General features: G+C 66.1%; 28 protein-coding genes. 27 read left to right on the top strand and 1 reads right to left on the bottom strand.

Translation table 11 applies throughout. From position 1 onward, the window contains the following. Positions 1–242 precede the first annotated feature (242 nt). The 23 genes from OVA26_RS16600 to OVA26_RS16490 all read left to right on the top strand — a co-directional run bounded on the left by OVA26_RS16600 (position 243) and on the right by OVA26_RS16490 (position 19,628). Entirely contained in the window at positions 243–1,205 is a 963-nt protein-coding gene (locus OVA26_RS16600) for a hypothetical protein (protein ID WP_268105110.1), read from the top strand. Positions 1,206–2,068: 863 nt separating this feature from the next. Continuing rightward, positions 2,069–2,986 carry a hypothetical protein gene (locus tag OVA26_RS16595; RefSeq protein WP_268105109.1) on the top strand — a complete coding sequence of 306 codons (918 nt, stop codon included), beginning with the start codon at positions 2,069–2,071 and terminating at the stop codon, positions 2,984–2,986. A gap of 208 nt (positions 2,987–3,194) precedes the next feature. Beyond that, positions 3,195–3,734, top strand: a complete 540-nt coding sequence (locus OVA26_RS16590; protein WP_268105108.1) for a primase-like DNA-binding domain-containing protein — start codon at positions 3,195–3,197, stop codon at positions 3,732–3,734. Between the two features lie 121 nt (positions 3,735–3,855). Beyond that, a complete protein-coding gene (locus OVA26_RS16585) occupies positions 3,856–4,047 on the top strand; it encodes a hypothetical protein (RefSeq protein WP_268105107.1) in 192 nt (63 codons plus the stop codon). Positions 4,048–4,716: 669 nt separating this feature from the next. Then, positions 4,717–4,962: a hypothetical protein gene (locus tag OVA26_RS16580; protein ID WP_268105106.1), complete on the top strand. Its 246-nt coding sequence runs from the start codon at positions 4,717–4,719 to the stop codon at positions 4,960–4,962. Positions 4,963–5,027: 65 nt separating this feature from the next. Next, a complete protein-coding gene (locus OVA26_RS16575) occupies positions 5,028–5,297 on the top strand; it encodes a hypothetical protein (protein WP_143017933.1) in 270 nt (89 codons plus the stop codon). Positions 5,298–5,803: 506 nt separating this feature from the next. Beyond that, the gene (locus OVA26_RS16570) at positions 5,804–7,021 is read left to right on the top strand and encodes a site-specific integrase (RefSeq protein WP_268105105.1); all 1,218 of its coding nucleotides are present in this window, start codon (positions 5,804–5,806) and stop codon (positions 7,019–7,021) included. Between the two features lie 2 nt (positions 7,022–7,023). Then, complete coding sequence (locus OVA26_RS16565) at positions 7,024–7,941, top strand: hypothetical protein (RefSeq protein ID WP_268105104.1); 918 nt, start codon at positions 7,024–7,026, stop codon at positions 7,939–7,941. 158 nt (positions 7,942–8,099) lie between these two features. Next, the gene (locus tag OVA26_RS16560) at positions 8,100–8,396 is read left to right on the top strand and encodes a hypothetical protein (RefSeq protein ID WP_268105103.1); all 297 of its coding nucleotides are present in this window, start codon (positions 8,100–8,102) and stop codon (positions 8,394–8,396) included. A 40-nt stretch (positions 8,397–8,436) separates the two neighbouring features. Further along, positions 8,437–8,817, top strand: coding sequence for a hypothetical protein (locus OVA26_RS16555; RefSeq protein WP_268105102.1), 381 nt, complete (start codon positions 8,437–8,439; stop codon positions 8,815–8,817). Positions 8,818–8,947: 130 nt separating this feature from the next. Continuing rightward, entirely contained in the window at positions 8,948–10,597 is a 1,650-nt protein-coding gene (locus OVA26_RS16550) for a DNA primase family protein (protein ID WP_268105101.1), read from the top strand. Between the two features lie 71 nt (positions 10,598–10,668). Beyond that, a complete protein-coding gene (locus tag OVA26_RS16545) occupies positions 10,669–10,941 on the top strand; it encodes a hypothetical protein (protein WP_268105100.1) in 273 nt (90 codons plus the stop codon). Continuing rightward, the gene (locus tag OVA26_RS16540; protein ID WP_268105099.1) at positions 10,934–11,515 is read left to right on the top strand and encodes a hypothetical protein; all 582 of its coding nucleotides are present in this window, start codon (positions 10,934–10,936) and stop codon (positions 11,513–11,515) included. The genes OVA26_RS16545 and OVA26_RS16540 overlap by 8 nt, the downstream gene beginning before the upstream one ends. A gap of 31 nt (positions 11,516–11,546) precedes the next feature. Further along, positions 11,547–14,774: a hypothetical protein gene (locus OVA26_RS16535; protein WP_268105098.1), complete on the top strand. Its 3,228-nt coding sequence runs from the start codon at positions 11,547–11,549 to the stop codon at positions 14,772–14,774. Between the two features lie 106 nt (positions 14,775–14,880). After that, on the top strand, positions 14,881–15,558 hold the full coding sequence (locus OVA26_RS16530) for a hypothetical protein (protein ID WP_268105097.1): 678 nt from the start codon (positions 14,881–14,883) through the stop codon (positions 15,556–15,558). Positions 15,559–15,561: 3 nt separating this feature from the next. Next, positions 15,562–15,873 (top strand): VRR-NUC domain-containing protein, encoded by a 312-nt coding sequence (locus OVA26_RS16525; RefSeq protein WP_268105096.1) that lies wholly within the window; start codon positions 15,562–15,564, stop codon positions 15,871–15,873. Continuing rightward, the gene (locus OVA26_RS16520) at positions 15,870–16,094 is read left to right on the top strand and encodes a hypothetical protein (protein WP_268105095.1); all 225 of its coding nucleotides are present in this window, start codon (positions 15,870–15,872) and stop codon (positions 16,092–16,094) included. The genes OVA26_RS16525 and OVA26_RS16520 overlap by 4 nt, the downstream gene beginning before the upstream one ends. Beyond that, positions 16,091–16,441, top strand: coding sequence for a hypothetical protein (locus tag OVA26_RS16515; RefSeq protein WP_268105094.1), 351 nt, complete (start codon positions 16,091–16,093; stop codon positions 16,439–16,441). The genes OVA26_RS16520 and OVA26_RS16515 overlap by 4 nt, the downstream gene beginning before the upstream one ends. A 116-nt stretch (positions 16,442–16,557) precedes the next feature. Then, positions 16,558–16,932 carry a glutaredoxin family protein gene (locus tag OVA26_RS16510; RefSeq protein ID WP_268105093.1) on the top strand — a complete coding sequence of 125 codons (375 nt, stop codon included), beginning with the start codon at positions 16,558–16,560 and terminating at the stop codon, positions 16,930–16,932. Further along, positions 16,913–17,317 carry a hypothetical protein gene (locus tag OVA26_RS16505; RefSeq protein WP_268105092.1) on the top strand — a complete coding sequence of 135 codons (405 nt, stop codon included), beginning with the start codon at positions 16,913–16,915 and terminating at the stop codon, positions 17,315–17,317. The genes OVA26_RS16510 and OVA26_RS16505 overlap by 20 nt, the downstream gene beginning before the upstream one ends. A 77-nt stretch (positions 17,318–17,394) precedes the next feature. Continuing rightward, positions 17,395–18,888: a DEAD/DEAH box helicase gene (locus OVA26_RS16500; protein ID WP_268105091.1), complete on the top strand. Its 1,494-nt coding sequence runs from the start codon at positions 17,395–17,397 to the stop codon at positions 18,886–18,888. A 29-nt stretch (positions 18,889–18,917) separates the two neighbouring features. Beyond that, positions 18,918–19,097, top strand: a complete 180-nt coding sequence (locus OVA26_RS16495; RefSeq protein ID WP_268105090.1) for a hypothetical protein — start codon at positions 18,918–18,920, stop codon at positions 19,095–19,097. A 27-nt stretch (positions 19,098–19,124) separates the two neighbouring features. After that, positions 19,125–19,628, top strand: a complete 504-nt coding sequence (locus tag OVA26_RS16490) for a macro domain-containing protein (RefSeq protein WP_268105089.1) — start codon at positions 19,125–19,127, stop codon at positions 19,626–19,628. 76 nt (positions 19,629–19,704) lie between these two features. On the opposite strand, the gene OVA26_RS16485 is transcribed toward OVA26_RS16490, so the two are convergent. Next, a complete protein-coding gene (locus OVA26_RS16485) occupies positions 19,705–20,124 on the bottom strand; it encodes a LysM peptidoglycan-binding domain-containing protein (protein ID WP_268105088.1) in 420 nt (139 codons plus the stop codon). A 182-nt stretch (positions 20,125–20,306) separates the two neighbouring features. Here OVA26_RS16485 and OVA26_RS16480 point away from each other — a divergent pair, with 182 nt between their 5' ends. From OVA26_RS16480 to OVA26_RS16465, 4 genes are all read left to right on the top strand, one after another. Next, the gene (locus OVA26_RS16480) at positions 20,307–21,359 is read left to right on the top strand and encodes a hypothetical protein (RefSeq protein WP_268105087.1); all 1,053 of its coding nucleotides are present in this window, start codon (positions 20,307–20,309) and stop codon (positions 21,357–21,359) included. 82 nt (positions 21,360–21,441) lie between these two features. Continuing rightward, complete coding sequence (locus tag OVA26_RS16475) at positions 21,442–21,822, top strand: hypothetical protein (protein ID WP_268105086.1); 381 nt, start codon at positions 21,442–21,444, stop codon at positions 21,820–21,822. Positions 21,823–21,847: 25 nt separating this feature from the next. After that, positions 21,848–22,387: a hypothetical protein gene (locus OVA26_RS16470; protein WP_268105085.1), complete on the top strand. Its 540-nt coding sequence runs from the start codon at positions 21,848–21,850 to the stop codon at positions 22,385–22,387. Then, on the top strand, positions 22,384–22,725 hold the full coding sequence (locus OVA26_RS16465; RefSeq protein ID WP_268105084.1) for a hypothetical protein: 342 nt from the start codon (positions 22,384–22,386) through the stop codon (positions 22,723–22,725). The genes OVA26_RS16470 and OVA26_RS16465 overlap by 4 nt, the downstream gene beginning before the upstream one ends. Positions 22,726–22,744: the final 19 nt, after the last annotated feature.

Here is a 22,744-nt window from a genome sequence, read left to right as displayed (position 1 = left end):
TTGTGCCCGCGCACCGTGCCGGCGGCGACGCCGCTTCAAGCTCACGTGCCGGGTGCCACTACGGTGGACACCGACGCAAATGCTCATAAAGCATCAGAAACGCGGATTTCACCCTGCGGATCGGTCTCACCGATCCGCACATCATTCCCCCGGCTGTCGTAGATGCGGGGCTGGCTGTTCGACAGCGGCCCTCCCCGCGAACGCTTCATCCCCATCCACGCTCGAGTCTCAAGGAGACCACCATGACTGACGAGATCAGTACCTCGCCGGAGGCTCCGGGCTCCCCGCGACGACCCCGTACCCGCACCATCGCCATCTTGGCGACAGCCGCGGTCGTGCTCGCCGGTGCCATCACCGTCGGATCCGTCACCGCTGCTCAGGCCGAGGCTGACGAGACCCTGCGGCAGTGCACGGCAGCCCTGAACGCCGGCGCCGCCGCGCGAGAGATCGCGACCGCGTCCGTCGCCACGGCCAACTCGGCTCTCGAGGCCGTCACGGTCACGGCCCTCCCCAACACCGATGGCTGGGTCAGTTCGGCGTACTCCGAGCGCGCCGGTGCCCCGGCCGTCGAGGCCGTGCCGGCGGTCGAAGCCAGCGAAGGTGTCGAAGCCGTCCCCGCCGTCGACGCGGTTCCCGCTCGCCTGAGCGGCGCCGAGCAGATCACCACGGTGGCAGACGCAAGCTCGTCCCTCGCCGAGGTCGCCATCGCCGAACAGTGCGAGGACCGCGACACCGCGGCGTCCATCACGAAGATCGCCGATGAGGCCACCGCGTCTGCCGCCGACCTCGATGCGAGCACTCTCGCGCTCACGCAGGACTTCACCGCCTTCCAGGGCGAGGAGACCGCGCGCATCGCAGCGGAGCTCGAGGCTCAGCGTCTGGCCGCCGAAGCCGAGGCCAAGCGCCTGGCGGAGGAGGAAGCTGCTCGCCAGGCTGCCGCAGCCGCGGCCGAGGAAGCCGCTCGTCAGCAGGCCGCGCAGCGCAACTCCGGTGGCGGCTCGTCGAACAACTCGAGCGGCGGCAGCCGCAACTCCGGTGGCTCCAGCAACAGCGGTGGCTCGTCGAACAACTCCGGTGGCTCCAGCAACAGCGGGTCCTCCGGTGGCTCGCGACCCGGCAGCGGTGGTCCCCCCGCGGGTGGCCAGGTCGGAGGCGGCGGTGGCTGCGTCGTGGACAACGGTATGGGCGGCACCCGTCCCTGCTAAGACCGGGGGTGGCTGGCCCACCCCGCATCTCGCCTACCAGCGGTAGAAGGAGATTCTGAGAGCGCCCCTGATGGCGCACTCTGCCCGAGCTCGGCGCCCAGCGCGCGAACGGTTCAAGAAGCCCCCGGGGAGCATCTGCTCCTCGGGGGCTTTTAGTCTCGCTCACCGCTCTCGCTGCATCGCGTACCAGGGCATCCGGTACGCGTGCTCGCCGCGTCGAATGGCAAAAAACCCCAGTTCAGGCTTCCTATACAGGTCGAGTTCGCGCGTGGGCGTACCGGCTGCGGTACCACGCTGATTCGCTCGATTCCAACCGCTGACCTGGTCTTTTGCGCCGAAGTACCACGTGTACCACCTGGCGCGCTCAACCTCATGCACGTGTGTGCGCATGCGCGTACGTGTGGAGTTTGTAGATATAGGTGGTACTCCCGGTACATTCACTCTTTCTCTCTCCAAAAGCCCCGGAAAACCGGGCGAGAACGGGGTCTGGAGTGCGTACCGGAAGAAAATCGCTCCCGGTACGTGGCAAAGCCTGGCGTGCATAAATATCACCCCTGAGCTGGCATTTGTTTGACGCCGATGCGTACCAGATGCATCCGGCTACGTGGTACTTCCGCAGCCCTTGCGCCCCCTCGCGCGAGCTCCGATCGGGCAGGAGATGTCAGCGCCCGACGCTGTCGGCCCTCGTCGCTACACTGAGCAATCCGGCGGTCTGGACCGCCCCTCTCCTGGTCAGACCCCCCACGCGGGTCGGACGAAGAGGACAACCGAGGCGGATCCAGAGCTGCAATACCTGTTAAATCCCGTTCTCTCTCATGAGGGCGTCGCAGGCGTGGGGTGTGATGTCCAGAAATGAGATCGAGATGAGCGATTCCACGACGGCCCGAGATCGCGCTATCACCCGCGACGCGAAGACCTGGTCCCGCGTCACGAATACGAAGTACACCGAGGCCCTGCGTCTCATCGAGCACCCGCTGCACCAGGGCATCCTCGGGGATCGCATCGTCGTACGCGATCTGCTGCGGACGCTTGAGGACCACCCCGTAATCGGTTCGGCGCACACGCGATCGACCTTCGGCGCGCGGGGCCTCGGCGACGACACACCCCTGGTCGACGAGCTCTCCCCAACCATGTTCCGGCAGATCCTGCTCTGCGTCGAGTTCCTGCGGATGTTCACCCCGAGCACTGAGGTCGACGAAGCGTCCAGGCACGAGGTCGACAGCTACACGCTGAAGCACCGGCTCGAGCATTTCCTCGAACGCACCACGCCCGAACACATCACCATCGGCGCGATGATCCTGGCGGCCGCGGTGCTCGAGCTCCCGATCCGTGAGCAAAAGTTCGAACTCGGGAAGAGCCGCAACGTGTTGATCACCCTTCCGCGTCACGAGGCCGAGTTCATGCGGGGAGAGCACCCAGCCCTCAACGCGCGCCGCGGTGGAACGTACCACCGCCCTCCCGGGTACCGACGCCTGTTCGCAGTGCTCGACAAAGCGTCCCGCGGTGAGGCCTTTGTGGACGAGCTGCACGCGGACCACGACCGGAAACCGACTCTGTCAGGGTTCCACGTCTGGCTCGCCTCGCAGATCGACCGGGACACGGATGACGTTCCTTTCGTCCGGGACTACCTCGCCGGCATCGCAGACAGCGATCACGACCCCGCGGCTTCTGGTGAGGACTTGCGCGGGATCCTGAACGGCCTCCCCCGTGTCCACGAGGACTGGCTGGCCGCTGCAGAGGGATATATCGCTGAATACGAACGGGCCCAACCCGAACACTGAGCGACCGAAGAGCCACCCGCGGATCACGTCGGGTGGCTCTTCCGCGTGCGCCCGCGGCGCGCATCGGGACTGCGTGCATCGGCGCGACTGCACGCGGACCATGCCCTATCGAGCTTGTGGGTACCGGCGACGGCAAAGCCGCCGACGGGTGGTTTCCGATGGTTCCGCAACGGTGGGCCACACTCCCATCTCCACTCGAAGGAGCATCATGCAGACGCAGACCATCGCTACCGCCATCAGCTCGCTCAGCGGACTCCTGTCCGAGCCCAAGGCCTCGTTCGAGGGACTCACCACGCTCCACGGCGTCCGCGAGCAGATCTCCGACCTGTTCGACAGCTACGCCGCCGAGCTGCGCGCGGATCCGAACACCGCGCCCATGTGGGACGCTGTCGCCGCGGCTCTGCCGCACCCCTCGAGTGCCACGGTGGCGACCCCTTCCCCCGACGCCCACGTCGCGGCGTTCTGGCGTGAGCACTCCGACCAGTTCACCTGGGATTTCGTGCCCATGGTCGTGGTTCACGAGATCTACATCGACTGGATGCGGCGCCGGCACCCGTCCGTGGATCAGCTGACCCGGCTCGCGTTCAGCAGGGCTCTGCGGCGCATCCTCCCCGGCCGCGGCGCCTGGCGCTACACACGGGCTCGCATCGGCGCTCTCGCCCGCGTCGACGAGCCGCTGGCCCGCGGGATCAAGTGGCGCCCGGGCGGAAGCGCCGCGACCTACGGGCTTCGTCGGCAGGCGTCGTGAGCGACGCCTGCGCGGAATCACGCGAGGCGCTCAGCCCCCACGTTCTCAGCCAACTCCTCATCAACAGCGGAAAGACTGGCTATACGATCGTCTTACCAAACCCTATCGAAAGGAAACAAACGTGTCCTTCACGAACTCGCTTCGGTCTTCCCGTCTCGTTGCCGCCGCTGTTCCCGTGGCCCTTGCCGTCGGAGCGGCCCTGACTGTCATCCCCGCGGTTTCCGCCGCGGTCGCCCCCGTCACCGTGCAGGCGGAGGTCGTCCACTACCGGCCCTCGCTGCCGATCGCGAACGGTCCGTCCATTCATTTCTGACGCGAGCCCATTTCTCGCGCGCTCCCGATACCTGGCCGGCGGACGCGATTGGCGATCCTCGCCAGTCCCCTGACCGTGCGGGCCTATCCCATTTCCCTGCCGTGGTCTACGATCCCGGCTAGGCCGGAGGTTCCTGATCAGCTCCCCGCGGCTAGGCCCGGCGGCAAGACCGCCGGGCCTCTCGCCTTCTACGCGTCGACCGCTTGGTTCTGTTGGCGCGAATTACGTTCTCACGGCCCATATCGGTGCAATACTCCATCTCATCGGAAACGCAAAGGAGCGACTCATGTTCCGAGCGGGAGGTTTCACCACGCAGCCGAATTGGAACTGCGTGGAAGACGACTTCGTGCTCGGGGCCTGCGCCCATAGGCCCTTTGGCTTCATCAGTCGAAGTCCCGCCGGCGTGTGGACAGCCTTCAATAGCAACGCGCACCCCGTCGGCGAATTCGACACACTTTCCGACGCCCAAAGCGCTTTATGGGCCACACACCAGCCGACTCACACTATTCGCTGCATCGGAACACAGCGCTCGTGGTTGAGCCTCTGCCGACGTGGTGGGCGTCGAGGTAGTGAAGGGGTTGTCAGCTGAGCGGACCCACCGCGATACGAGGTCTCGTGGGCGGCCGCCCCGCCTGAAACGGTCTCGCGACCTCGGCAACAGTCCTCGGAGTGGTCGCTCTCGTCTTCACGGCATTCAACATCGTGCCGCTCCTGGGGCTCTTGTTCCTGCCGTTGGCCATTCTCAGCGCGATCGCCGCCATACTCCTCGGCCACTTGGGGTTCAGCGCCAGCCGCCGGGTGGGCGTCGGCCGGAAGCTCGCGATCGCCGGCCTCGTAACGGGGTACATCGCCGCGGCGGCTCTCGTGTGGTACCTGGTCTCGTGGGCGGTCGGCGTCACCACCGCATTCGGATAGGCGTTGCGAAACGACTGCTGCTTCGACAGGATCGGTGTCAAACCGTTTCCAGGGGGGACAACGAAATGAACCGTTTCAAGAAGAAAATGGCCGCAGTGGGATTCGCAGGCGCAGTCGTTATGGGATCCGTCTTGGTGGCTTCGCCGGCTCAAGCAGCGGTGCCAAACGGATGGGGTTTCAGCACCCCTTCGCAGGTCATGTGCGTCGCCAAGACGGCCTTGAAAGAAGCGGCGGTGGCTGCGGAGGGAAAGAAGATGCTGAGCAGCTCCACCCGTTGCGTGAAGAGCATCCGAAAAGGCATGGCCTACTACGACACGCGCCTGTGGTGGAACTGAGCGAGTCGCGACTCCCGCGCACATAAGCACCACCAGCGCCCACGCACGCATAACGCGTGGGTGTGTCAGCGAAAACGACCGGTCCCACACCTTGACTAGTGGGACCGGTCGCGGCTTTGAGCCCAGGGCATGACCCCGGCGATGAGCGTAATGGCCTAGTGGCATCAGTAGCGGCGGGAGCTGCGGCGCCGCGTCAGCCGAACGGATAGCGATCCCCGGGTGGTCACCTGGACCTTTCCCGTTCCCTCCCGTTCCCCCGGATTTCACGCTCAGCAGGCGCGACCAACACGCCACCAGTCGGCGGGCTGCCACGCAGCGTTTTGTCCATCGCGACGAATCTCGAGGAACCGTTCCGCGTGATCACGCGGCTCTCGTTGCTCAGCCCCATCTCACTTCACCCCCCTGCCACGAAGGCCTCGATAGTTTCGCTTATCAGGACTATCGGCGCGAACCCCTCGTTTTCGAGGAGTAAGCCCGAAAACAGTGATCGGGAGGGATGGGCGACAGTGAAGGACTCATGGGGCGACACCAGCCGCCGAATCTCGCCCGACAACGTCGCTGCCGACCGAGCGCTCACCGCGGCCGCGAATCAGCCGGCACACGTCGTCGTGCTGTCGCCGGACGCCGCCGTGCCCGCTCGGGTGGACTCCCCCCTGCCCCAGGGGCTCGTGGACGGCATCGAATCCCTCCACGACGCCGCCAGCGCGTCGAACACCGTGCGGGCGTACGAGAGCGACTGGACGGCGTTCTCGCGTTGGTGTGACGATCACGACCAGACCTCGCTCCCCGCTTCGGGAGTCACGGTGGCCGGCTACCTCACCGATCGTGCGAACCTCCTGGCACCATCGGGTGACTACGCGTACGCCCCCAGCACCCTCAGCAGATGGGTGACGGCGATCAACGCCCGCCACCACGAGGCGGGTCTTCCCGAACCGGGCACCCTCTCCGTGGTGAAGAAGACCCTCGCCGGCATCCGGCGCTCTCACCTTCGCCCGACGCGTCGCATGGCACCCCTTCTACTCACCGACCTCCGCACCGTGCTGAGTGGGATCGACCTCAACGCCTTCCCGAACGGCGTCATCGGGCACCGCGACTACGCCCTCCTCGTGCTGGGATTCGCCGGCGCCTTCCGTCGTTCCGAGCTCGCGTCGCGGCTGATCCAGGACGTCGTGCTCCACTCGATCGACGGACTTCACATCCGTCTCCAGACGTCGAAGACTGACCAAGAGGGGCGCGGGTCGCTCAAGGCACTCCCCTACGGCGCCCACGCGCTCACCTGCGCGCCGTGCGCATTCCTCCGATGGATCCGGGTCCTGGACACGGCGCAGAACGAGCCGCGAAGCGCCATGATGCGGCTCCTCCGTTCCGCCTCGACGCACGAACACATCTGCCGCGCGCCCGTGCCGGAACTCGAGCGCCTCGACCCGAAGGGGCCGCTGTTCCGCGCCGTCCGTCGAGGCGGGCACATCGGAGTGGATGCCATCAGCGGCGACGTCGTCAACGACGTGGTGAAGCGTCGCATCGAGCACGCTGGCATGGACCCGAAGCGATTCGGCGGGCACTCCCTTCGTGCCGGTTTCGTCACGCAGGCGCTTCGCGATGGAGCGAGCCCCGAAGAAGTGATGCGGCAGAGCTTCCATCGGAACGCGGCGATCATCGAGAACGTCTATCGCCGAGAAGGCGACCCGCTCCGCGGCAACGCCGTCAACCGAATCGCGCTCTGAGCATGCCCGGCGCAGCTACCCAGGATCAGCGCGACTTTGCGCTCTTCGTCGACTGGTGCCAGTCGATCGATGTGGACCCGCTTCCCGCCTCGGCCGACACTATCGCAGCGTTCCTCGCCGCTTTTCCCGCCAGCATCCGGGCGCACGGGCGCCGAATCCGCGCGATCAGACACGCACACGAACACGCCCATCTGCCGTTCGAGATTCTCACCGAGAACCGCACCGCGACCACACTGCGCGAGGGTGACGAGTGGGTCTCGATCCCCGAGGCGCTGGCACAGGTGCCGAAGTACCAGCACCGCAAGCATCTCCCCATCGCGCTCCGTGGCCGCCGCGACGCGTGGCTTCTTGTGCTGCTCGGTGTCGTCGGCCTCAGCCGCGCCGCGGCGCGGGACCTGGTCGCGGACGACGTCGCACTGTTCCCCAGGCTCGCGATCCGCTCCACACCTATCGTGCGGACGACAGACGCGTCCCCGTGCCCCGCGTGCGCCGTCACCCGCTGGCTGCGAGTCGTCGGCCCCGCCGCCTTCCACTACCGCTCCGAAATCGCGGAAGCCGTCAGCCCCGAAGCCGATGCCGAGTCCGTGCACGACTGCACTCTCGGCCTCGACGGGTTGTGGAGGAAGGCGCCGACGCTACTGCCGGCCATCGACCAGCACGGGTGGACGACATCCGCCCCGATGAGCGCGCGCGCTATCAGCACAACGATGCGGCTGCGCCAGCAGCGCAGCGATCGACTCACCTCCGAGCAGCACATTTCCTCGAGATCCACCGGCAGGTTTGCCGCCGCGACGTCGGACGAGCTCGCTGCGGCTTACGACGACGTCGACGAGCGCCTTGCGGCGCTCCTCCTGCGCACCAGCCAGATGCTGAAGGACAGCGAGGAGATGCTCGACCGGGTCACTGGCATCCGCCGGTAGCCGGTTCCCGACTACCGGGTGGGTGGGGCGCGCGCGCAGCGCGCACCGGGACACGGTGTGACGTTCACACGCCCACGGCCTCCGCGCGTCAGTGGAATCCGGTGCGCTTCCCCGCACCCCGACGACCGAGGTAACCCATGGGCCTGTTCCAAGCTGAAATGACCGCCGTCTCGGACGCCCCGCCCCGGCGCCTGAGCACGCTCGCGGTGCTCTCGCTCGTCGTCACCGCCACAGGCTTTCTCACCGCGATCGGCTTCGTGCTCGGCGCCGTACTCGCGCATCTCGCGCTCGTCCGCCTTCGGTTCGACCGCGGCGCCCATCGGCGGCGAGGCCGACGCCTTGCCATCGCGGCGCTGTGGCTGTCGTACACGGCACTGATCGGAGCCGGTGTGGCCCTGCTCGTCGTACTGCTCGTCGCCTTCGCAGAGCTTCCCGCGCCACCCCGGCTTTTCTGACCAACCCCCGATGCGTGCTCACGCCGGAAAGCGAGACCCCATGACGACGCCCGACGAGCAGGCAGGGCTGCGCTCAGGTTCTGCCAGTGCTGGCGCGGATCTCCGTCTCGCGACCGTGAGCCCCCACGCTGAGAGTGAGATTGATCAGGCGCTCGAGGGCACCACCTCGAACGCGCATCGCGAGAGCATCCGGGCTCTGCTGGACCGCGCGCTGCCCGCCGAATCACACCTGCGGTGCGCTACTCAGGTCCTCCTGAACCTGTCCACTCTGCACTCCGGCGAGATCACCGCGGAGGCAAGACAGGAGTCGCTGGGGACCGCGCGACTGCACCTCGAGCGGCACATCGCTCACCACTCACCCCCGATGAGTCCGACCGACCAACTAGTCGATCGATTCACCCGAAGGATGCACGGTCTCTGAGACCCCGTCCGCCAAGGCCGTACCCCACCCGGGGTGCGGCCTTGCTTTCGTCGCGCCTCGCGCGACATCCCCTGCGCGAGGGGCGTTCGTCACCCTCGCGCGTCGCATCACCCGAGAAAGGGGACCGATCATGGCGAAGACGCAAAACGAGATCACTCGCCAGGTGACTCTCACGTACCTCGCTTCCCTGAACCCCAACACCCTTCCTTCGGCGGCATCGATCGAGGAAAGCCTCATCGCCGCAACGAACAAGGAATTCAATGTCGAAAACGCAGGTCGTTCCGGCACCCACCGCATCAACCTCCTGAAGCGTCTGACCTTCTGGCAGGTGGCCCAGATCCTTATCGGACTTCATCGCGTGCGGAGAATCGCGCCCTCCGGTCGTAACACCGATCGCGACCTCGACATGGTTGCGATCTACGTCGACAAAGGCGATGACGAAGGGATCTACGCCACCAGCGAGGATCACATCCGCAGCGTCGCCCGGTTCTACAACAGCGAGCTCACGATCAACGAGTTCAGAGAAATCATGACCGTTCTCCGTGAAGAGGCGCCCCGGATGAGCCGCAGTCACGACCGCGACCTCATCGCGGTCAACAACGGCATCTTCGACTTCCGTACGAAGGAACTGAAGCCCTTCAATCCCGAGACGATCTTCCTCTCCAAAGCCCGCGTCGATTACGACCCCGCCGCGCTTTCCCCGGGAATCCAAACGCCCGACGGCGACACGTGGGAGGTCGAGGAATGGGTGGCCACACTCAGCCCTGACCCCGAGGTCGTCGAGCTCCTCTGGGAAATCATGAGCGCGATCGTTCGACCCATGGTCCGGTGGAACAAGAGCGCCTGGTTCTACTCGGAGAAGGGCAACAACGGAAAGGGCACGCTCGTCGAGCTGATGCGCAACCTCGTCGGCACGGCCAGCTACGCCTCCATCCCGATCGCTGACTTCGGCAAGGACTTCCTCCTCGAGCCGCTGACGCGTGCGAGCGCGATCCTCGTCGACGAGAACGACGTCGGTTCGTTCATCGACCGAGCCGCGAATCTGAAGGCGATCATCACCAACGACGTGATCTCGATCAACCGGAAGTACAAGACGCCGATCGCGTACCAGTTCTGGGGCTTCATGGTGCAGTGCCTGAACGAATACCCGAAGATCCGCGACCGCTCTGAGAGCTTCTACCGTCGCCAGTGCTTCGTGCCGTTCGTGGTCAGTTTCACGGGTGCCGAACGTCGCTACATCAAAGACGACTACGTCGGCCGCGATTCCGTCCTGCAGTACGTCCTGAAACGTGTGCTCCACATGGATCACTACGTCTTGTCGGAGCCGGAGGCGACTCGCCTGGTACTGGAGGACTACAAAGTCGCCAACGACCCGGTCCGTGCGTTCTGGGAGGAATTCGAAGACACGCTCGTCTGGGATTTGGTGCCATTCACGTTCCTTTACGACCTCTTCAAGGCGTGGTTCGTGAAAAACAATCCCTCGGGGAAACTCATCGCCTCGAAGGTGTTCATCAAGGACCTTCTTCAGCTGCTCCCCAACAGCACGATCTGGCACTGCCCTGACCACAACGCCAAGATCCGGACGGCGCGACGCCTCAACCAGCCGGAGGTGCTCATCGCCCAATACGACCTTCGGGACTGGGCGAGCACTACCTACACCGGAACAGACCCGCAGCGAATCGGGAAACCCTCCCACCTCGCCGTGAGCTACCGAGGCATCCAGCGGTTGCCAGGAGCCATCTCCCCTGCCCTGCAGCCTCCGTCCGACGAAGAGGACTGAGCACAGCCCGGACGCACAGTCGATGTGCGTCCGGGCCAGACCCTGACGGCGACAGCCGGGAACAGGACCCCATGTCGACCACGACTCCCACCGAACGCCACCCGGCGCCGATCGATCAGCACATCAGCAGCAAGAAGATCGTCGCCCGACGCCGGCGCGACGAGATGACGGCCACGCTCACGACCTTCGGGCGCACCACACCCGCGTCGCGACAAGAGGTCGCCAACGACCTGGCCGCCATCACCGAGACCGCCGTCGTCACGAAGGTGAGCAGCTTCGAGTACCTCGCCACCTTCACCGTCACCCACCGCATCATCCCCATCGAAAGCGAACCCAATGGCTGAACCCATCTACGAGACGCTGCTCAACCGCGGAACCGACGTTTCCGCCGGCGCCGTGGATCCGGACAAGGGGCTCGAGAGCGAGGGGCTCGTTTCCGAGCTCGAGGTCTGCGCGCACTTCGTCGCAGGAACGCGGGGTGACGAATACGTCGCCCTCGCAGATTTCACCCGTGAACGCATCGCCCGCGCGCTGCGCACGGCATCCGCAGCGCTTCAGCAGTCGCACCTTCGCGCACGCTCCCGCGGGGCCGAGATGATCACCAGCGGAAGGCTTCGCCAGATCGACGTCCACGGATACGTCCCCGAGGGTGACCGTGGTCGAACACGAGAACTCCTGCGCGCGGCCGAGTCCTACCTCGAAGTCGGGCAGATCGGCCCCGAGGGGTGGCAGGACCGCGACGGCCGGTACCTCCCTCCCGGGGGCTGGCCCTGGGGCGCTGGCGCCTACCACCCGTCCGACGACCAGCTGAAGAACCTGCAGACCGCCGGCGCCCTTCTGGCCGCCGGGATGGACAGCCTGCTCCTCGACCGCCCAGCCGCAGCCGGTTCTCGCCGACGCACCGCCAGATTCACCTGACCGCTCCCAACACCAAGAGGAAGGAACACGCATGTCCAATGCACTCTTGGCGCCTCCGCCGGCCCCCGCCGCCGCCGTCGCACGTCGTCCGGTCACCGCGGCGACCGCCAGCTTCATCTTCTACGACATCGAGTCGCTGAAGAACGCCTTCACGCTCTGCGCCTTCGCACCGCGCACCAACACCGTCGAGGCCTTCTACCTCGTGGATCCCAGCGGCAGCCTCGGTGACGAGATGGCGGCTCGGGCCGCGAGCGGACACACCTCCATCGACGTACAGGCCGCCGTCCAGACCATCTTCGATCGCAACCCCGCCTACCAGGTCGACGGCGAGCTGAAGCGCACCGTTCGACTGCACGACCTCTCCACCTGGAGCGGCAGCCTCGCCCTGGCGGAGCTGTTCGGGCTCAGCGACGCGGAGAAGGTCAACGACCCCGACTCCCATTCGACGTACACCGCCAAGCTCCGTCCGGTCTGCGACACCGATCCCGGTTACGACCCCTTCGATGCGCACCCGTACTTCGCCGGCTACAACTCCTTCAGCTACGACACCACGATGCTCGCGCTGTACTTCATGGAGGCGTTCCAGCACCTCCCCACGGCGCTGTCACACCGCGAGCACCCCAGCACGGGCTTCCTTCCCCCGGAGGCCAGCCGCCTCCGCTCGTACAACGACGAGCTGTTTCAGGAGCCGTGGAAGGGCTACATGCCCAAGTTCCTCGTCGACGGGCGCGTCGCCGGCAACCGGAAGTACCAGAGTGTTCCGCACCGGATTCGTAACGCCATGATGCAGTCGGGCCGTCACATCGACATCTCGCGGTTCAATGAAGCGCAGCAGCGCGTCGGCCTGAAGCGCCTCCTGGGCGGCATGGGGCGCCAGATCATGGAGAGCGACCAGCTCGATTCGTACAACGCGACGGTCACCTCACTGGACGCGCTCTACGAGCTCCTGGCCTACAACGTCTCCGACGTCATCGGCCTCGAGAAGCTCTTCCAGCACCCCACGTACTCGTCGAACTTCGACCTCAAGAAGGGCCTGATCGACGAGTACCCGGAGACCGTCTACGAGCGGTCGAAGAAGGACGGCTCGCCCAACATCCACCCGAAAGCTGTCCGCCGAGGGCGGCTGCTGCCGGACTCCACCTCCGCGAAGCTCGTGGGCCTGATCCTCAGCCCCTACGGCAACCTCAAGGACATCGAGGCGGTCAGCTTCATGTACCCGTCCGAGATGGTCGCGCTCGAGCGTGGCATCCCACGGGTGAACGTCCTCGACGAATGTCGCGCGTTCTTCTACGAGAGCGTGCTCGACGAGTCGGCGCGGGCGCAGTTCGACGAGGTCTTCCGGTACTACCGCTCGATCGAGGGCAAGAACTTCAACGACTCCGAGGAGTACGCGAACGACTACCCGGGTGGGCCCGAGCCCGACGTGCTGACGAACATCCCCAAGGCGGCCAACAACCTGCCCTACTTCGATGCCGCCGGCGCCCCGTCGACGTGCTTCGCGACCTTCTCGACCGGCGGCATTCACGGCGCCGAGGCTGACTGGTCCACCTACCGAAAGGACCTCGACCTGTGGGCCGAAGAACAGCGGTTCCTCTCCGAGGTCAAAGAAGCCTTCCCTGACCCTCTGGAGGTGCGCACCACGAAGGGTGGCGTCACGCTGCCTGACGGCCGCACCGTCCAGTACAAGGACGTGCTTACGAGCAAGTCGACGATCAAGGCCCTCACGGCTCGATCGGAAGCCCTCGCGAGCGTCGGAGCGAACGGGGACCCCGCCCAGATCGCGGCGATCGAAGCGCAGTACGCCGCAGACGGCGTGGGGTACAAGCCCGGGCGCCCTCGGCCGGAGATCTTCGAGAAATCGAAGAGCGGAGCCACGAAGCTGAAGGACAAGTACACCTTCACCTCGGTAGCGCAGGCCATCCACGAGGACTTCACGAGCTACTACCCGAACATGCTCCGCAACATGAGCGCGTTCTACAACGAGGCCCTCGGAGAGGACCGATACGCGAAGATCCTCGCCGACAAGGACCGCTACGGGAAGATGATGAAGGACCCGGGCCTGTCGCCGACGGAGAAGACCCGCCTGGGCGTTCTCCGCAACGGCACGAAGCTCATCCTGAACTCGGCATCCGGCGCGGGTGACACCGCGCGATACACGCCGATTCGCGTGAACAACGCCATCATCTCGATGCGCATCATCGGGCAGCTGTTCTCCTGGCGCATCGGCCAGGCGCAGACGCTCGCTGGCGCGCGGATCATCTCGACGAACACGGACGGTCTGTACTCCGTCCTGGACGAAGAGACCAATAACCGAGTGCTGGCCGAGCAGCAGGCACTCATCAATGTCGAGATCGAGCCGGAGCCGCTGATCATCGTCACCAAGGACTCGAACAACCGCCTCGAGCTCGAGGTCCCCGAGTCTGATGACATCCCGCTGTGGGAGGCCCCGATCGTGTCCGCATCCGGCGGCACGCTCTCCTGCCACCAGGAACCGCAGCCGACGAAGAGCCTCGCCCACCCGGCTGTGATCGACTGGGCTCTGGCTCGGTACCTCCGGTACGTCGCCGGCGGGTTCATCCCCTCGTGGCGAGACACGCCGATCAGCCTGAACGAACCGTTGGACCGCCGCCTCGGCAAGCAGCTCCTCCTGGAGGCCGCCCGCGGAGACGACCCGGTCCTGGCAGCGCGTCTGTTCCAGAACCTGATCGTGGCCAGCAACGGCAAGGTCACCATCCCGTTCGCGGCAGATCCGATCGACCCGGTCCACCCGGACCCGAACACGATCGTCAACCCGCGGGTCCTGCAGCACGTGAACCGCGTGTTCATCGTCCACCAGGGCAAACCTGGTGCGGTGTCGCTTCGCGCGGCGGGGGCATGGGTGGTGAACGCCGCCTCGAAGCTCAAGCGCAACAGAGACGGCTCCGCCCCCGTGCAGACCGATCCGATCGCACTGAGCATCCTGCAACAGAGCGGCTTCGCTCGGACCCGCGTCGAAGCCGCGCAGACGAATAGGCATCTCCTCCCGGAGAACCAGGACGTCGCCGTGCGCAAGATCACGGGTCTGGACCCCTCATGGAGCGCGTTCATCGAGAACGGCGACCTCGTCTGCATGGACGAGGGCAAGCTGCGCGACCTGCTCGGTTGTCTCGATCTGGACGTCTACCTCGGGATGCTCGCGCACACGTTTGAAGAGAACTGGATGAACTCCTCTGAGCGCGCCTGCGGCGACCGCGCGGAGGACGACGTCGACGTGGAGTAGATCCCCACCGCACCATGTCGCAGAAGGGCTCCGGTCACCCGATCGGAGCCCTTCTGCGGCGACCCCGCATGACCCCTTTCCGCAGAGACCACAGAATCGAGACCCGATGACCGCCGTCGCCGTTCAGCTGACGCCCACCCCCGTCGACCCCGCAGCGATCTCCGAGATCATCAGCTTCATGTCGTCCGACAAGTCCAACGACTGGAGCGCTGAGATCGAGACGCTCACCGCCGCCGACGCCGAGTTCGACACCCTTCGGCGTGAGGTCGAGACCTACCGGGCCAACGTCGGGCCCCTCGAGAACATCGTGGACACCAGTCGCTATGCGCGCCTCGGCGAGTACACAGCTGTTCGTCTCGGAGCGAACCTCGAATGGAGCGGCGCGGACATCTGCGCCGACATCGCCAGCACCTGGGGCCGGATCGGCTCCCCCGCCATCGCCGATCAGGATGCGGGCGATCTCGCCCACTGGCGTGTGATCGCGGACCGGCTCGGTATCGAATACGACCCGGAAATCGTCGTCGAAGAGATCGAACCGGCCACGATCGGCGAGCACGCGCCCACCTTCGTGCCCTCCGAGAAGTACCCGCAGCTCTTCCAGGTGTTCTGCGCCTGCGGTAAGTCGTCCTTCGGGGCGACCCTTCGCTCGAGCGCCGAGGCAACCCACGCGCGCCACATCGCGAACCCCGGCGGGGACGTCTACCGCGACGAAGCTGCGACGCGCACCCTGCTCGAGCTCATCGACCCCGAGTCGAAGATGCTTCCCGCTCCCGCCGCCGGTTGAGTCGTGGGCAAGCCCGAAGCGCACGTCGAGAAATACCTGTACGCGCGTGTCAAAGCGCTCGGCGGCATGTGCCTGAAGTTCGAATCGGGTATCAACGGGGTCCCTGACCGCGTGGTCATCCTCGACGGACGGGTCGTCTTCGTCGAAACCAAGGCACCGGGCGAGAAGCCGCGTCGGCTGCAGAAGATCCGCCTGGCGGAGATGTCCGCCGCCGGCGCGGACTGTCGGGTAGCCGACACCCGTGTGCTCGTCGACGCTCTCCTCGAGGAGATCACCGAGACACCGTCCGACATCGACCTGAAAGCAGCAGCATGACCGAGCCGAACACCCCCGTCGCACTTGGCCTGGATGCCAGCGCCGATGTGCCGAACGCCACGACCGCCGAAGGCGATCGTGTCACCGTCGCGTGGGTCGAAGATGACGAGTCCGACGAGTGGGCGCGTACGTTCGAGGCCCGCTACCCGGACGGACACATCGAGTACATCGCCCCCGAGCACCTCGAGCTCGACGAACAAGACGCGAAGGAGCCGCGTTGAGTCTCGACGACAACCCCGCGTTCCACGCAGCTCACGCCGGGTCCTGCACGGGATGCCAGCGAACGTTCGACATCGGCGACTCCATCCGCCGAGCCCTCGAGGGTTGGCAGCATGCGGCCTGCCCGCCCCGCCTGTGTCCGCTGGACGGGCACCACACAGATCCTCATGACGACCTGACGGTCGTCTGTCGCCTGTGTCGGGAGATCCTCCTGCTGGATGAGACCGTCACCGCCGCGACGCCGGAAACCCGCTTCGCGTACCTCGCGGTGGGCGAGACGGACACGGATCCGGAGGATGCGTCGATCGAGAGGTTGATCGACGGCGCTCGGCCAGGCGTCGCGGCGTGACGGGTTCGATCTGTCACTAAAACGCCGAATACATTCGTAAACGTGCAGAAATCGACTAGCCTCGGCATCGATTGCACCGAGACGCGGGTGCACGCACCCACGAGAGGTTCACCCTTATGACCATCACCAGCATCGCATCGACGATCGACGCCCCCACCGAAGCGCCCGTGCTGACCGTCGAGGTCTTCGAGACCGACAACTGCTCCCGATGCACGGCCACCGAGAAGGAGTTCCGTCGCAAGGGCGTCCCGTTCACGGCCACCAACGTCCTCCACGACGAGCGCCCCCGCGAGGACCTCGACGGACTGAGCCCGTTCGACTTCGTCGTCACCCGCTACGGCCGCGAAATGCCCGCCGTGGTCGTCCGCGACGAAGACGGCCAAGTCGTCGACTGGTGGACCGGTGGTCGCATGGACAAGTGGATGGAGACCATCGCCCGCTTCGAGCAGGCCGGACTCCTCATCCCCGAGCATGAGCGCATCGTCGACTGACCTTCGCGCCACGGTCGCCCACCTCTGCCACCAGTTCCTCTCCGAGGATCTCGATGCGCAGGGGTGGGCTTTCTTGTTCCCGGACGAATCGCAGTGGGAGTCCCCTGACTGCGACGAGATGAGCCGTCGTTTCATCGAGCTCGCCCAGCAATCAGGCGTAGACGGGCATGTCGTCCACCTCGAATCCCTCGACGAGGGATCTCACTGGCTCGCCGTGCTCACGAGCCGGTCGGGTGAGCAGGTAGCCGTCGACTGGACGGCACGGCAGTTTTTCAACGCCGGACACCCGGCCCCCGCCACCGACCCTCGTCTCATTCCCTGCCCGCTCGTCTTCGACTGGCCCGGCACATACCCGCTCCCTGTCGTGACATTCGCGCTCGCCTGAGCGTACGAATCCATCTCAGCCCTCGACGGCGCCGCCTCGAGGGCTTTTCGCGTCCCCATCGATCAACGGAGGTCCATGTGACGTTCACCATGCCCACCCTCCTTCCTCACCAAGAGGTCGTGAAGGACTTCATGGTCCGCACGCCCAAGTGCGGCATCTTCCTGACGATGGGTGGCGGAAAGTCGCTCTGTACGCTGTCGGCCCTGGCCGAGATCCGCCCCGCCGGCCACATCCTGGTGGTCGCGCCGATCAATATCGCGCGCTCGACGTGGATCGATGAGATCGCGAAGTGGAACTTCCCGCTCCGGGCCGTGAGCCTCATCGTGAACGAGAACGACAAGCCTCTGGGGCGCGCCGCGCGCCTGGAACGCTACCGGTCGATCTTCCACTCGTCGCCGACCATGTACTTCATCAACGTCGACCTGATCGCGGATCTGATCAAACAGATGCCGACGCAGAAGGTCGATGGCGTGACGACCACCATCTGGCCCTTCCAGACGGTCATCGTCGACGAGTCGCAGACCCTCAAGGGCCACGGTGGTGTCCGATTCAAGGCGCTGAAGAAGGTCGCCCCCGCAACGGTGCGTTTCATCGAGCTCACGGGGACTCCGACGCCGAACGGTCTCGAAGATCTCTGGAGTCAGATGTTCCTCCTGGATGGAGGCCTCGCGCTCGGCCGGACCATCACCGAGTTCCGCGAGAGGTACTTCATCCCCGGTCTCGTCGTGCGCAGTCGGGTCGTCCGATGGGAGCCGCGCCCCGGGGCCGAGGAAGAGATCTACAACCGCGTCCGACACAAGGTCATGAGCGCACAGAACACGTCGATCCCGATGCCCGAGTGCACCATCGAGGACGTCTCCGTGGTGCTTCCGAAGGACATCCTCGAGGCGTACCGCGACTTCACCAAGGAGCTCGTGCTCGATCTCGCGAGCCCGGACCCGGACAACCCCGGGACGCTCACGATCACCGCCGACAACGCCGCCATCCTCTACGGCAAGCAGCTGCAATACGCCTCGGGCACGCTCTACGTCGACGATGACCACAACTACGCGGTCATCCACTCGGAAAAGCTCGCGATGACCGACTACCTCATCCGCAACAACGGCGGGTCGCCGGTGCTGGTGGCCTACCGCTTCCAGTCGTCGAAAAAGCAGCTGCTCGCGCACCTCTCGGCGGCCGGCCACGACGTGCGTGCCTTCGACGGCAGCCGCGCGATGATCGCCGACTGGAACGCCGGAAAGATCCCGGTGATGCTCCTGCAGCCCGCCAGCGCAGGTCACGGCCTGAACCTGCAGGATGGCGGCCACACGCTCATCTGGTATTCGCTGCCCGACTCGCTCGAGCATTACCTGCAGACGAACGCACGCCTTCATCGGATGGGGCAGTCGCATCCCGTGCGGATCTGGCGACTCCTGGCCAAGGGGACACGCGACGAGAAGATGCCGACGTCGCTCGCGCGAAAGGAGATGGTGCAGAACGGACTCCTGGACGCCGTTCGCCACGAGGTCTACGACATCGACCAAGACCTCCAGGAAATCCTCGGGGACCTCGACCTGGCGCCGATCTTTTGAGGGGCCCAGGTGGCGCCGAGACGGATCTCGTGGCCGAAGCGATCGAGATCAATCCCGGCTACGTCGTTGTCGATCTGTCCCACGTTCAGGCGGCCGCGGTCACCGTGGCCGACCTGCGTGCATCGTTCGATGAGTCGAGCGCCCAGCTCGAGCTCGCCGAGATGACTCCAGAAGAGCTCCTCGGGGACCTCGACCTGAGCCCGATCTGAACAGTCGAATCAACCCACAATGGAGTCATGACCGTGGCTGAAGTCGTAATCGAACACCGCAGGGCCAACCTCTTCGAGGTTCGCGCTGACGCGATCGTCAACCCGTGGAATCGAAATTTCGTCCCGCGCTGGCTTTTGCGACCGGGTGGCGTCAGCGGGGAGCTGAAAAAGCGCACGGGGCCCGCGCCCTGGCGGGACCTCCGAGCTCGCGGAGTTCTGCGACTCGGGGAGGCCGTCATCACCGATGCCGGTCACTATCCGAATGCTCACGCCATCATCCACGTGGCAGGAATCAACGCCCGTTGGCGGGCGTCCGAAGAGAGCGTACGGCTGAGTACCCGCAACGCAGTTCGCACGGCTCGCGCGCACGGGCTCGGATCGATGGTCATGCCGCTCATCGGGGCTGGCCATGGCGGTCTAGACCCCAAACATTCGCTGGATGCAACGATCGCCGCGCTCGAGGAGGAACGGCTGGTCGTTGGCCAGCCACGACTCGTCGTCACGATCGCAGACCGCTCGGGCGGTCGATAGCTCACGCCCTGCGCAAGTCAGTGGCCCCGGATCCCATTTGTGAGATTCGGGGCCACTGTTGGTTCCGGCAGCGGTCTTACTGCGCTGTGACCGGCGGGACGTAGATGAACGGCGTCCGGAGGGCCGCACCTTCCGAGATGACGTCCACGTCCTTGACCGCGTTGTACTCGGCGATCGCGTCCACGCTCACGCCGAGCTTGGCCGAAATCGAGGTGAGGGTATCGCCCCGCTCGATCACGTAGACCGTGTCCTCACGGGGAGCGACTGCAGTGGGATCGCTATCGCGATCCGGGGGAGATGAAGGGTCTGCAACCGGTGTCTCGACACCGGTTGGGGCCGGCGGAGCGGCTGCCGCGACAGGGACGTTCGCCAGCGCGTTTAACGCACCCACGCCGCCGACGGCGAGCAGGGCCGCGAAGGCGATCGCTACGGCCCCGATGGCAAACGCCGGGAGCCGGCGATTAGCCGACTCGCCCTCGCTGTAGTCCTCGGTCATCCCTGTACCTTTCCGTCGATTCTCGGAAGGAGTGAACAGCCCAAAGAGCCTTTATTCTCCTCGTATTCCAGCATATCGGAGCGAAATGCGAGGACGAGAAGCGTTCCAAACCCCTCCCCACGCAAAGCCACCACACCACCTCAGCAAAACCTCGAACAAAACCATCACGAAAGCAGGCATCCATGACCGTTCCCGCAGAACGACTCCGCGAGGGTCAGCAGATCTTCGTCCGCGGCAAGATCTCCTTCTCGCGCCTCGCGAAGCTCGTCGACGGCCCCGCCCTGGCCAAGAGCATCGAGCAGGCCAAGAAGCGCGGCTCGCTGTACCCCACGACCGTGCCCCACACCACGATCAACCTCATCGACGCCCAGGTGCTCGCCGCCGACGGCGCCACGTACACGCCGGAGGAGGAGTTCGTCGCCTCCCAGATCTACTCGGTGAAGTCGGGGGAGAACCAGGGTAAGCAGGGCTACGGCATCGACAACAAGTCGACCTACCTGCCCACCATCCTCGAGCCCGTCACCCCGACGGCCGAGGACCCCTCCACCCACCGTCAGCTCGTCCTGGAGCGCGACCTGGCCACCGGCGTGGACGTCACCCTCGTCCTGCAGGTGTTCAAGCCGAAGGACTACGAGAAGCGCGGCATCGGCCTGCAGCAGGTCATCCTCAACGAGGCGCCGCGCTACTTCGCGTCGGGCGGCGTCGACTCGGCGGCCCTCCAGGCACGCGGCATCGTCGTCGGCGGTCCGATCGTCTCGGTGCCCGGCGAGTCGGCCCCCGTCGACCCCGCGACCGCGGCCGCGGAGTTCACGCGCGAGGCGGCGATGTCGGGCTTCCCGACGCACAACACGGCCGTCGTGGGTGGCTACCCCGTCCCGGTCCCCGGCGCACAGGGTGTCCCGCCCGTCGTCGCGCAGGCGCCCTACGTGGTGCCCGGAGCCCCCGTCGCCCAGGCCCCGGCCGCCCCCGTGGTGCAGGCTCCGGTCGTCGCCCCGGCTCCCGCGGCGGCGTCCGCCGTCGCCGCCGCCCCGGCGGCCCACCAGGGCCAGTACCCGGGCGAGAGCACCGAGCAGTACATCCAGCGCCTCCAGGCGCAGGTGCTGGAGACGCAGAACGCGGCGGCCCACTCCGGTGGCGCCTCGGCGTTCGACGGCGCCGCCCCCGTCGGCGCACCGGCGGGCGCGCCCTCGCCGTGGGACGTCCCCGGTGGCGGCCCGCAGCAGTTCCAGGGCTGAGCCCCGCTCATCCCAAGACGAAGAAAGGCCCGGTGCTTCTGCCCGGGCCTTTCTTCGTTCCCCTCGAGACGTAGGAGATGCCATGACGGAAACGATCCCGATCCACCAGCACGCCCACTCCGATGTCCCCGCCGGCTTCTGGCGCCAGATCGCGCATCAGCTCGATCGCATTCGCAGGAGTGAAGGGTGCTCGTTCGACGCTGTGCGCGACGTGCTCCAGGACGAACGCTACGCCGAGGTCATCGCCGAGATCACCCGCAACGGCCCCACCCATCAAGGCGACGACGCCACATTCTTCGCGGGCTCCGGTGGCGACGCCTCGCTGCTGGAAGCGCTGCTCGAGGCCGGGTGGGAGATGCGGGCCTACAGCGCGACGTGCCACTACGCCCTCCGCTCCCCGGACGGGGAGACCCTCACGTACTGCGAAGGCGATGTCCTGCGCGGAGACCACATCACCGACTGAGTGTCGGGTCTGAAAGGAAACGCACGTGCTCCGTCTGCCCACCGGTATCCCCACCCTCAAGAACGCCTTGGCGGCCTGGGATGCGCTGAACCCCGGCGACCCCTTCGACGAGATCGAAGCCGCCGCGTCGTCCCTCGCGGAGGCTGCGCGTATCGCAGTCGTCTCTCCCGAGCTCACATCCGCGCTCGACGCCCTCTCCGGGCTTCGGATCGACGCCCCCGTCGAGGACGTCCAGCGCGCGGCCGCGCGCCTGCAGGCGGCATCCGCTGCCTTCGCGCCGGCCGAGACATCCCCTTTCGCTCGCCTCGAAGCCCCGGGTGCCGCGCTAAAGGACCCCCTGCTCCTCGCGCGAGAAGCGATGGACCGTCGTTACGGCCTCGGCACGGAGTGGGAAGAGCCGAACATCCACGGAGAAGAACATTTCACCCGCGCGCAGGCGGAGAGCGACATCGACGCCGACGAGATCTTGTCGATCATCGTCTCCGCCGTCGAGGCCGACCGCGCCCAGAGCGCTCGTGCACTTAACGACACCCCTACCGTCACCACTGAAGGAGCCCCCCAGTGAACACGCCCGCCACGACCCAGAGCGAGCCCACCGACGCGCACTCGGACCCGGTGATGGTCGCCGTCTGGAACGCGCAGCCCGAGCTCTCCGACGGCGACAGCCACTTCGCCGCGGAGGATGCGATGGCCTCCAGGACGCTGACGATCACGGTTAGCGAGACCGTCGTCACCACCTTCGTGTGCAACGAAGCCGAGGCCCTCGCGCTGTCGCTGCCCTTCGACGTCGACGCTCTCGATCGCCTCGACGCCGACGACGTCGCCGCCCTCCTGGCCGGCGAGCACTCCCCCGCCACCGTGGCCGTCACCGAACGAGACCTCGAGTTCGACATCACCCAGTGATCGCCTCTGGCGAAGAGAG

It is taken from the genome of Microbacterium sp. SL62, from assembly GCF_026672635.1.
In the GTDB taxonomy this organism is placed as follows: domain Bacteria; phylum Actinomycetota; class Actinomycetes; order Actinomycetales; family Microbacteriaceae; genus Microbacterium; species Microbacterium testaceum_A.
Note: the sequence above shows the minus strand (reverse complement) of the source record. Positions and strands in the feature narration are given on the sequence as shown.

What these genes read in the sequence shown, in the direction of transcription:
- OVA26_RS16540 (WP_268105099.1), top strand. Translation starts at nt 10,934, where the DNA reads ATGGCTGAACCCATCTACGAGACGCTGCTCAACCGCGGAACCGACGTT.
- OVA26_RS16560 (WP_268105103.1), top strand. Translation starts at nt 8,100, where the DNA reads ATGACCGCCGTCTCGGACGCCCCGCCCCGGCGCCTGAGCACGCTCGCG.
- OVA26_RS16535 (WP_268105098.1), top strand. Translation starts at nt 11,547, where the DNA reads ATGTCCAATGCACTCTTGGCGCCTCCGCCGGCCCCCGCCGCCGCCGTC.
- OVA26_RS16545 (WP_268105100.1), top strand. Translation starts at nt 10,669, where the DNA reads ATGTCGACCACGACTCCCACCGAACGCCACCCGGCGCCGATCGATCAG.
- OVA26_RS16575 (WP_143017933.1), top strand. Translation starts at nt 5,028, where the DNA reads ATGAACCGTTTCAAGAAGAAAATGGCCGCAGTGGGATTCGCAGGCGCA.
- OVA26_RS16520 (WP_268105095.1), top strand. Translation starts at nt 15,870, where the DNA reads ATGACCGAGCCGAACACCCCCGTCGCACTTGGCCTGGATGCCAGCGCC.
- OVA26_RS16555 (WP_268105102.1), top strand. Translation starts at nt 8,437, where the DNA reads ATGACGACGCCCGACGAGCAGGCAGGGCTGCGCTCAGGTTCTGCCAGT.
- OVA26_RS16505 (WP_268105092.1), top strand. Translation starts at nt 16,913, where the DNA reads ATGAGCGCATCGTCGACTGACCTTCGCGCCACGGTCGCCCACCTCTGC.
- OVA26_RS16485 (WP_268105088.1), bottom strand. Translation starts at nt 20,124, where the DNA reads ATGACCGAGGACTACAGCGAGGGCGAGTCGGCTAATCGCCGGCTCCCG.
- OVA26_RS16590 (WP_268105108.1), top strand. Translation starts at nt 3,195, where the DNA reads ATGCAGACGCAGACCATCGCTACCGCCATCAGCTCGCTCAGCGGACTC.
- OVA26_RS16510 (WP_268105093.1), top strand. Translation starts at nt 16,558, where the DNA reads ATGACCATCACCAGCATCGCATCGACGATCGACGCCCCCACCGAAGCG.
- OVA26_RS16480 (WP_268105087.1), top strand. Translation starts at nt 20,307, where the DNA reads ATGACCGTTCCCGCAGAACGACTCCGCGAGGGTCAGCAGATCTTCGTC.
- OVA26_RS16490 (WP_268105089.1), top strand. Translation starts at nt 19,125, where the DNA reads ATGACCGTGGCTGAAGTCGTAATCGAACACCGCAGGGCCAACCTCTTC.
- OVA26_RS16600 (WP_268105110.1), top strand. Translation starts at nt 243, where the DNA reads ATGACTGACGAGATCAGTACCTCGCCGGAGGCTCCGGGCTCCCCGCGA.
- OVA26_RS16550 (WP_268105101.1), top strand. Translation starts at nt 8,948, where the DNA reads ATGGCGAAGACGCAAAACGAGATCACTCGCCAGGTGACTCTCACGTAC.
- OVA26_RS16595 (WP_268105109.1), top strand. Translation starts at nt 2,069, where the DNA reads ATGAGCGATTCCACGACGGCCCGAGATCGCGCTATCACCCGCGACGCG.
- OVA26_RS16475 (WP_268105086.1), top strand. Translation starts at nt 21,442, where the DNA reads ATGACGGAAACGATCCCGATCCACCAGCACGCCCACTCCGATGTCCCC.
- OVA26_RS16530 (WP_268105097.1), top strand. Translation starts at nt 14,881, where the DNA reads ATGACCGCCGTCGCCGTTCAGCTGACGCCCACCCCCGTCGACCCCGCA.
- OVA26_RS16565 (WP_268105104.1), top strand. Translation starts at nt 7,024, where the DNA reads ATGCCCGGCGCAGCTACCCAGGATCAGCGCGACTTTGCGCTCTTCGTC.